An 8028-nucleotide genomic window follows, 5' to 3' on the forward strand; every position below is an offset into this window, starting at 1 on the left:
GCTCCTCGCGATGACCCGTTCAAACCAGGTGCAAGGCGCCGATCACGAGGTCGATCGCCTTGATCCCGATGAAGGGAATGATGATGCCGCCGACGCCGTAGATCATCAGGTTGCGGCCGAGCAGCGCGCCGGCCCCGACCGCCCGATAGGCCACGCCTTTCAGCGCGAGCGGGATCAGCGCGATGATGATCAGCGCGTTGAAGATGATCGCCGACAGGATGGCGCTCTGCGGGCTTGCCAGGTGCATGATGTTGAGCACGTTGAGCTGCGGGTAGAACGCCAGGAACATCGCCGGGATGATGGCGAAATATTTCGCCACGTCGTTGGCGATCGAGAACGTCGTCAGCGCGCCGCGCGTCATCAGCAGCTGCTTGCCGATCTCGACCACCTCGATCAGCGTGGTTGGATTGGAATCGAGGTCGACCATGTTGCCGGCCTCGCGCGCGGCCTGGGTGCCGGTGTTCATGGCGACGCCGACATCGGCCTGCGCCAGTGCGGGGGCGTCGTTGGTGCCGTCGCCGCACATCGCCACCAGCTTGCCCTTGGCCTGCTCGTCGCGGATCAGCTTGAGCTTGTCCTCAGGGGTCGCCTGCGCCAGGAAGTCGTCGACGCCGGCTTCGGCCGCGATGGCGGCTGCCGTCATCGGGTTGTCACCCGTGATCATCACCGTGCGGATGCCCATGCGGCGGAGTTCGGCGAAGCGCTCGCGAATGCCGCCCTTGACGATGTCCTTGAGCTGGACGACGCCGAGCAGACGGCCATCCTTGGCGACCGCCAGCGGGGTACCGCCCGCCTTGGCGATTTCATCGGCGATCGACTGGATTTCGCGGGCGGCCTCGGTCGGCGCCGCGTGAATCGCGCGCACCGTGTTGCCGGAGGCAACCGCGAGGCTGCCTCCGCTGACATAGTTCAGGATCGCATCGACCGCGCCCTTGCGCACCGACGATCCCCCCGCGTCGACACCGCTCATGCGGGTCTGCGCAGTGAAGGGAATGAAGGTCGCGCCGAGCTCGGCCATGTCGCGGCCCCGGATGCCGTATTTCTCCTTGGCCAGTACCACGATGGAGCGGCCTTCCGGGGTTTCGTCGGCGAGCGAGGCGAGCTGTGCGGCATCGGCAAGGTCCTGCTCGGTCACGCCACGGAGCGGGCGGAACGCTGTCGCCTGGCGATTGCCAAGCGTGATGGTGCCGGTCTTGTCGAGCAGCAAGGTGTCGACGTCGCCGGCTGCTTCCACCGCGCGGCCCGACATCGCCAGCACGTTGAAGCGCACCAAGCGGTCCATGCCGGCGATGCCGATCGCCGACAACAATGCGCCGATCGTGGTCGGGATCAGCGTGACGAACAGCGCGACCAGAACCACGACCGAGATCGAGCCGCCGGCATAGGCCGCATAGCTCGGAATCGTCACGGTCGCGAACACGAAGATGATCGTCAAGCCCGCAAGCAGGATGTTGAGCGCGATCTCGTTCGGCGTCTTCTGCCGCTCGGCGCCTTCGACCAGCCTGATCATGCGATCGATGAAGGTCGAGCCCTGCGCCGCCGTGATACGGACGCGAATCCAGTCGGACAGCACCTGGGTGCCGCCGGTGACCGCCGACCGGTCGCCGCCGGACTCCCTGATCACGGGCGCGGACTCGCCTGTGATCGCGGCCTCGTTCACGGAGGCGACGCCCTCGATGACTTCACCGTCCGACGGAATGTTGTCGCCGGCTTCGACCAGAACGATGTCACCGACCTTGAGGCTGGTGCCCGGCACCAGACGGTAGGTCTTGTCCGCACCCGACAAGAGCTTGGCCTGGCTCTCGGTGCGCGTCCTGCGCAGCGACTCAGCCTGGGCCTTGCCGCGCCCTTCCGCGACCGCTTCGGCAAAGTTGGCGAACAGCACGGTGAACCACAGCCACAGGATGATCTGGAAGGTGAAGCCGAGGTTCTCTCCGCCAGTGACGAGATCGCGGACGAAGATCACCGTGGTCAACGCGGCCACGGTTTCGACCACGAACATCACCGGGTTCTTCATCATCAGCCGGGGATCGAGCTTGGTAAAGGAAGCAGCGATCGCGGGTGCGAGGATCTTCGGATCCAGCATCGTCGACATCGGCGTGCGCTTATTCATCTTGACGACTTCCATGGGAATAGCTCCGAATTGATTCGATCAGAACAGGGCGCCAGAGGTCATCGCGAGATGCTCGACGATCGGCCCGAGCGCCAGCGCCGGGAAGAAAGTCAAGCCGCCGATGATCAGGATCACGCCCACGACGAGGCCGACGAACAGTCCACCAGTGGTCGGTAACGTGCCGGCCGAGGCCGGAACGGACTTCTTGCCGGCGAGCGAGCCCGCCATCGCCATCGCCGGCACGATCATGAAGAAGCGGCCGACGAACATCGCGCTTGCAAGCGTCAGGTTGTAGAAGAACGTATTGCCGCTGAGGCCCGCAAAGGCCGAGCCGTTGTTGCCGGTCGACGAGGTGTAGGCGTACAGCACCTCAGTGAAGCCATGCGGGCCGGCATTGGCCATCGAGGCCACCGCCGACGGCAGCACCACCGCGACCGCGGTCCAGCCGAGATACATCAACGGCAGCACCAGAATGGCGAGCATCGCCATCTTGACCTCGCGCGCCTCGATCTTCTTGCCGACATATTCCGGCGTACGGCCGACCATCAGTCCGGCGACGAAGATCGCGAGCACGACGAACAGCAGCATGCCGTAGAGGCCGGCACCGACGCCGCCGACGATGATTTCACCGAGCTGCATGTTGATCAGCGGAATCATGCCGCCGAGCGCGGTGAAGCTGTCATGCATGGCGTTGACCGCGCCGCAGGAGGCCGCCGTCGTGATCACGGCAAACAGCGAGGAGGCGATGATGCCGAAGCGGACTTCCTTGCCTTCCATGTTGCCGCCGGTGAGCCCCATCGCGTTGAGCGCGGTGGTGCCATTGGCCTCGGCCCAATAGGCCACCGTGACGCCGGCGATGAACAGCACGCCCATCACGCCGAGGATCGCCCAGCCCTGACGCTGGTTGCCGACCATGCGGCCGAACACGTTGGTGAGCGCGGCGCCGAGCGCGAAGATCGAGATCATCTGCACGAAGTTCGACAGCGCCGTCGGGTTCTCGAACGGATGCGCGGCATTGGCATTGAAGAAGCCGCCGCCATTGGTTCCCAGCATCTTGATCGCGACCTGGGACGCGACCGGACCGACCGCGATGGTCTGCTTGGCCCCTTCCAGCGTCGTCGCATCGACATAGGCGCCGAGCGTCTGCGGAATGCCCTGCCAGACCAGGAACAGCGTGTAGACGATGCAGATCGGCAGCAGCACATAGAGCGTGCATCTGACAACGTCGACCCAGAAATTGCCAACCGTGCGCATCGAGGCACGCGCGAAGCCGCGGATCAGCGCGACCGCGAGCACGATGCCGGTCGCGGCCGACAGGAAGTTCTGATGGGTCAGGCCCAGCATCTGCACCAGATAGGACAGTGTGCTTTCGCCGCCGTAGTTCTGCCAGTTGGTATTGGTGATGAAGGAAATCGCCGTGTTGAAGGAGAGATCCTCGGCGACGGCGGTTTGCCCGGCCGGATTGAACGGCAGCAGCGCCTGCAGCCGCATCACGGCATAGATGATCAGGAAGCCGCCGACATGGAACAGCAGCATCGAGACCGTATAGGTCAGCCAATGTTGCTCGCGCTTTTCGTCGACGCCGCCGATCCAATAGATGCCGGCCTCGACGGGGCGCAGGATCGGCGACAGCAACGTGCCCTCGCCGTTGAAGACGCGCGTCATGTACCAGCCGAGCGGCTTCACCAGCGCGACCACGATCGCGCAATACAGAATGATTTGAATCCAACCAATCACGGTCATGGGAGTTGCCTTTGAGGGTGCGCGGAACTGGGTGCGGGAGCGATCAGAACCGCTCGGGCCGCAGCAGGGCGTAAGTCAGGTAGACGAGAAGGCCGAGCGAAACGAGGCCGGCGAGGGAATAATCGAAGATCATCGTTATTCTCCTCACAGCCGCTCGCAGGCATAAGTGTAGCCGATCGCAAGAGCGAACAGGCCGAAACCGAGGGCCAGCATCAGTATGTCCAGCATGGGAAGCTCCTTTGCGCGTGCAGGCGCAAGCATTGCTTGTCAGGATGAGGGCGAATTGCGATGAATCAATCGCGGGTAGATTTGTTTCGGGCCCGCCCTCGATCTGTGGTCGTGAGTTGCCATTCGACGCATAGGTTTTCGAGACGGCGGCAGCGGCAAAGTTATAGGAATCCCATAAAGACGCGCTCGTCGCGCTGGCTGGCCCAGGGCGAGCCGGGCAACAAAAACCATCGATTTGAGAGGTGGTTGAAATCCTTCCCAGACGGCGCGAGCGCGAAATCGCAGAGGAGACATGGATTGCGGCTGCTCGCCGCAAAAACGACCTGGAAGGTGCCGTGGCGCGACCGGCGGCGCTTATGACGCGCTTATATTTCGTGGCCGGACCTCATCTCGTTTTTAAATGGCGTTCCGGTCATCTTGGCGGCGACAAGCCGCCGGTCCCTGCCGCGGCCGATTGACGATACGACATGAGGTGACGCCATGTTCGCTCTCTTGAAACATGCCGAGCCCGCCGACCTCGGCGACCTGCTGCGTGACGCCCGCGTCACGACGATGGACCTCGTTCGCGCGGTGATCGGCCAAGCCTGCCAGCGTTTTCGTTCGATCGGACAATGCGTCAGGACCGCGCGGATCGAACGCCTGATCGGCGCGAACGCCTGGACAGAGGTGGCGCTGGCGCTGATCGACCTGGAACTGCCGCAATGGCAGGTGCGGCGCATCGCCTATGATGGTGGCGAATGGCATTGCGCGCTATCGCGCGAACGCGAGCTGCCCGACTGGCTCGATCGATCGGTCGAAGCCCGGCATGCCGATTTGGCGCTGGCGATCCTTGCCGCCTTCGTCGCAGCGCAGGCGCTGGTGGCGCCCTCGGGCCGGCCGAGCGTACCGGCCGTACCGCAGCAGGCGAATCCGCTCTATGTCCCGGTCTGCTGCGACAATTTCGCCTGAGACCGCCGCCGACTTCGGGAGGCTCGATCGTGGAGCAATATACCGATCTGCCGCGACAATTGCGGACGAACCAGGTGCTCATCCGCTTTGGGTTGCGCATCATCATCCTGCTCGCGTTCGCAGCCTGCGGCAGCATGGGTTTCGGCAGGAGCCTTGCGGCGCTGCTGTCGATGACCATCATCCTCTGCACCGCCGTTGGCACGATCAGGCGCGAGGCGCCTTTTGACGTCAGCCTCAACCACTGGGATGAAGTGGCGGCCTATACGGCCTTGTTCTGCCTGGTCAACGGATTGAGCCCGTCGGCGCCCGCCTGAAACAAGTTCGCAACCTTATGCGGCTCCTATGAGATCGGCATCGGCTCGCCCTCGAATTCCTACCCGACCCGCAAGATATTGCGTGCATGAGTGAAGCAGTCCCCGCCGACGACGATAACCTCGACATCGCAAAATCGAAGGGTGCTGCGACGGAGCGTCGATGGCTTCGCGGTCTGCTGCTCGATCATTGGAAGGACCCGCTCTCGTGAAGCTCGTCGAACCTCCCTCGTGCAGCTCCGCTGCATCCACCGTTGTCTTTATCGGCCGCGACAGTCGCGGCAACTGGGTCGCCCAGGAACAGAACGGCTTCTACGGCGGCCTGTTCGTCAACCGGGCGCAAGCAATCAAATACGCACTGTTCGAGAACGGCCACCATCCCGAAACCATCGTCGAGCTGCCGCGCGAAATCGAGCTTGACATGAACGGCAATCAACTGCTCTCCGGCAAACGGCGCGCCGCGTAGCGCGCCTGTTCGCTCACACGAGGATCTCCAAAATGGTTCAGTCTTGTTCCGCTGCGGACCGCGCGCAAGTTCTCGACACCATGATTGCACTGACGCGGCTGTCCAATTCGCTGCGCGTCATCCTCGCTGGCAAGGAGAGCATGGAGCACTGCCTGGCGCTGCGGCAGCGCGGATTCGTCCGCGTCTCCACGCCCGCGACCTGCCGTCTGGCGAGGGGGCAGCACGCGGTCGGCCTCATCACCGGTCAAAACTCGCTGTGGGATATCGAGGCCAGTCTGGACCAGATCGCGCGGTTCCTCGCCGCCAACGCCGCGCTCGCCGTCCTGATCGATTCACGTGAAAGCGGCCTCGGCCTCAAGGTCCGCGCCAGGCTGGAGCGGCTCGGATTCCGGATCGAGGCCGGTGTCAGGTGCCAGCGCGGTTTTGTGCTGTCCGCCTATCGGCAGGGTTTCAGTCAGATGTCCAACGCGGCGTGACAAGTCATGAAAAGCTTGGCTGATCCGGCGCCGCCTGCTCCCGCGAGCTGGCTTGCCGGCTATATCCCCGATATTCCCACGCCGTTCGACGACAGCGGTGCGGTCGACCTCCGCGTCTTCGCCGGGCTGTGCGAGCGGCAGATCACGGCCGGCGTTCCTGCGATCGTGGTTTGTGAAACGGCGGGCGAAGCTTCCACACTCACACCGTCCGAGCGGGAGACGATCATCGGCGCCGCGGTCGAGACCGCGCAAGGCCGCGCGCGCGTGATCGCCGGGGCGGGCTCGAACGCGACCAGCCGGGCGATCGAATTGACCAGACAGGCGGCAGCCCTGGGCGCGGACGCAGTCCTCTCGGTCGTGCCCTACTACAACAAGCCGATGCAAACCGGCATCGAGGCACACTTCCGCGCCATCGCCGATTCGACCACGCTCCCAATCATCCTGCACGACATTCCCTCGCGCACCATCCGCGAACTCGCCGACGATACCATCGTGCGGCTGGCGGGATCACGACGGTTTGCCGGCTTGAGGGACGGTACCGGCGACGTCGCGCGCCTGCTCCGCCTGAGGCCTCGCCTGCCGACCAGGTTCCGGCTGTTGTCCGGCGACGATGCGACGGCGCTCGCCTTTCTGGCCTGCGGCGGCGACGGCGCGATCTCAACGATTGCCAATGTCGCGCCGGATCTCTGCCGGGTGATCTTTTCAAGCGGCCGGCAGGGTCGCTGGCAATGCGCGCGATACCTGCAAAAGCGGCTGGTGCCTTTGACAACCTGTCTCGCCAGGGAAAACCCGGCCGCGCTGAAATATGCGCTGAGCCTGCTCGGCATGATCCGCGCCGATACCCGCCTGCCCCTGGCGCAGCTCGATGACGCCGCCAAGGCGGACGTCGAGCGCGCGATGGCCTTTATCGCGGATGAAGCTCTGGTCGATGCCGTTGAAGCCTGACGCCCCAATAGGCGTCAGAAGTCCCACTTGTCGCCGAGCACGAGCGGCCGCTGCGGAAAATTCGAGGCATCATGATCGGAAGACTGCTCCTCGCCATAGCGTGCGCGAAGCATGAACTCCTCCTCGAACCGTCGCAGCCGGGCGGTCACGATCGCCTGGTGTATCATCCCGACTGCGGTCCAGAGTCGCCGTAGCGTGCGCCTCAACGTCAGGCGGCGTTCGCCGGGAAGGCCAGGCCGGCGATCGTCGGAAAAGTGCAGGACAGACATCGTTCGTGTTCCAGGGGCCGGCAGGAGTTGCGCCGGGACCCTTGCAAGATCAATAAAAAGACATAAGAAATCGAGAAGGGCGGCCGATCCGTTTCATAAAGACGGCATAAGAGCGTAACTTCGGAGTGTTACCGGTCAATTGGTGCGCGGGGCCGGCTAACGGACCGGCGACGATTTCCGCGGCAGCGCACGGCTATTCCGGTCAAGCCTTTGGTTTGACTTGACGTCCCGTCGCGACTGCAACTTATATGCGCGCGTTGCCGTCACGGAAATCAACAACCAGCCCAGTGGCGGACCCGAACATGCTGAGCAGTGCGCACATGTCCACGCTAGACCGCATTCTCAACACGGCGGCCGACAACTTCACGTTTGCGAAGATCCTGGTGCAACTCGGCCTCGATCCGAACAACATCACCTATGACGCGATCTTCAATCGCCTGCTGGAAATCGTGCTGGCCAACATCACGCTTGCCAACATGTTTGCGCTGGTCGGCGCGATCTTCTTCGTCGCCACCCTGCTGACCCACAC

Annotated in this window: 10 protein-coding genes and 1 pseudogene; 7 read left to right on the forward strand and 4 right to left on the reverse strand. The window is 63.7% G+C overall.

Translation table 11 applies throughout. The features are described from left to right. Window positions 1-19: 19 nt before the first annotated feature. Genes kdpB through WCB02_RS18365 form a run of 3 tightly spaced genes read right to left on the reverse strand, consistent with a single transcriptional unit; the run spans window position 20 to window position 3989 of the window. Window positions 20-2128 carry a potassium-transporting ATPase subunit KdpB gene (kdpB, locus tag WCB02_RS18355; protein ID WP_423960167.1) on the reverse strand — a complete coding sequence of 703 codons (2109 nt, stop codon included), beginning with the start codon at window positions 2126-2128 and terminating at the stop codon, window positions 20-22. A 24-nt stretch (window positions 2129-2152) separates the two neighbouring features. Beyond that, window positions 2153-3856, reverse strand: a complete 1704-nt coding sequence (gene kdpA / locus WCB02_RS18360; RefSeq protein ID WP_423960169.1) for a potassium-transporting ATPase subunit KdpA — start codon at window positions 3854-3856, stop codon at window positions 2153-2155. Between the two features lie 43 nt (window positions 3857-3899). Continuing rightward, window positions 3900-3989 (reverse strand): K(+)-transporting ATPase subunit F, encoded by a 90-nt coding sequence (locus tag WCB02_RS18365; protein ID WP_423960170.1) that lies wholly within the window; start codon window positions 3987-3989, stop codon window positions 3900-3902. 575 nt (window positions 3990-4564) lie between these two features. Between WCB02_RS18365 and WCB02_RS18370 the strand changes: the two genes are divergently transcribed. From WCB02_RS18370 to dapA, 6 genes are all read left to right on the forward strand, one after another. Continuing rightward, a complete protein-coding gene (locus WCB02_RS18370; protein WP_423960171.1) occupies window positions 4565-5032 on the forward strand; it encodes a hypothetical protein in 468 nt (155 codons plus the stop codon). A 29-nt stretch (window positions 5033-5061) separates the two neighbouring features. Then, the gene (locus tag WCB02_RS18375) at window positions 5062-5346 is read left to right on the forward strand and encodes a hypothetical protein (protein WP_423960173.1); all 285 of its coding nucleotides are present in this window, start codon (window positions 5062-5064) and stop codon (window positions 5344-5346) included. An 86-nt stretch (window positions 5347-5432) separates the two neighbouring features. Then, window positions 5433-5555 carry a hypothetical protein gene (locus tag WCB02_RS18380; RefSeq protein WP_423960175.1) on the forward strand — a complete coding sequence of 41 codons (123 nt, stop codon included), beginning with the start codon at window positions 5433-5435 and terminating at the stop codon, window positions 5553-5555. Further along, a complete protein-coding gene (locus WCB02_RS18385; RefSeq protein ID WP_423960176.1) occupies window positions 5552-5809 on the forward strand; it encodes a hypothetical protein in 258 nt (85 codons plus the stop codon). Before WCB02_RS18380 ends, WCB02_RS18385 begins: the two co-directional genes overlap by 4 nt. A 32-nt stretch (window positions 5810-5841) precedes the next feature. Then, the gene (locus WCB02_RS18390; protein WP_423960178.1) at window positions 5842-6285 is read left to right on the forward strand and encodes a hypothetical protein; all 444 of its coding nucleotides are present in this window, start codon (window positions 5842-5844) and stop codon (window positions 6283-6285) included. Window positions 6286-6291: 6 nt separating this feature from the next. After that, the gene (gene dapA, locus WCB02_RS18395) at window positions 6292-7230 is read left to right on the forward strand and encodes a 4-hydroxy-tetrahydrodipicolinate synthase (protein ID WP_423960179.1); all 939 of its coding nucleotides are present in this window, start codon (window positions 6292-6294) and stop codon (window positions 7228-7230) included. A 14-nt stretch (window positions 7231-7244) separates the two neighbouring features. On the opposite strand, the gene WCB02_RS18400 is transcribed toward dapA, so the two are convergent. Then, a complete protein-coding gene (locus tag WCB02_RS18400) occupies window positions 7245-7499 on the reverse strand; it encodes a hypothetical protein (protein WP_423960180.1) in 255 nt (84 codons plus the stop codon). Window positions 7500-7819: 320 nt separating this feature from the next. On the opposite strand from WCB02_RS18400, the pseudogene WCB02_RS18405 reads away from it, so the two are divergent. Next, window positions 7820-8028: pseudogene (locus WCB02_RS18405) on the forward strand (Crp/Fnr family transcriptional regulator); the annotation flags it as partial.

Origin of the sequence: Bradyrhizobium sp., assembly GCF_049581145.1 — a bacterium.
In the GTDB taxonomy this organism is placed as follows: Bacteria; Pseudomonadota; Alphaproteobacteria; order Rhizobiales; family Xanthobacteraceae; genus Bradyrhizobium.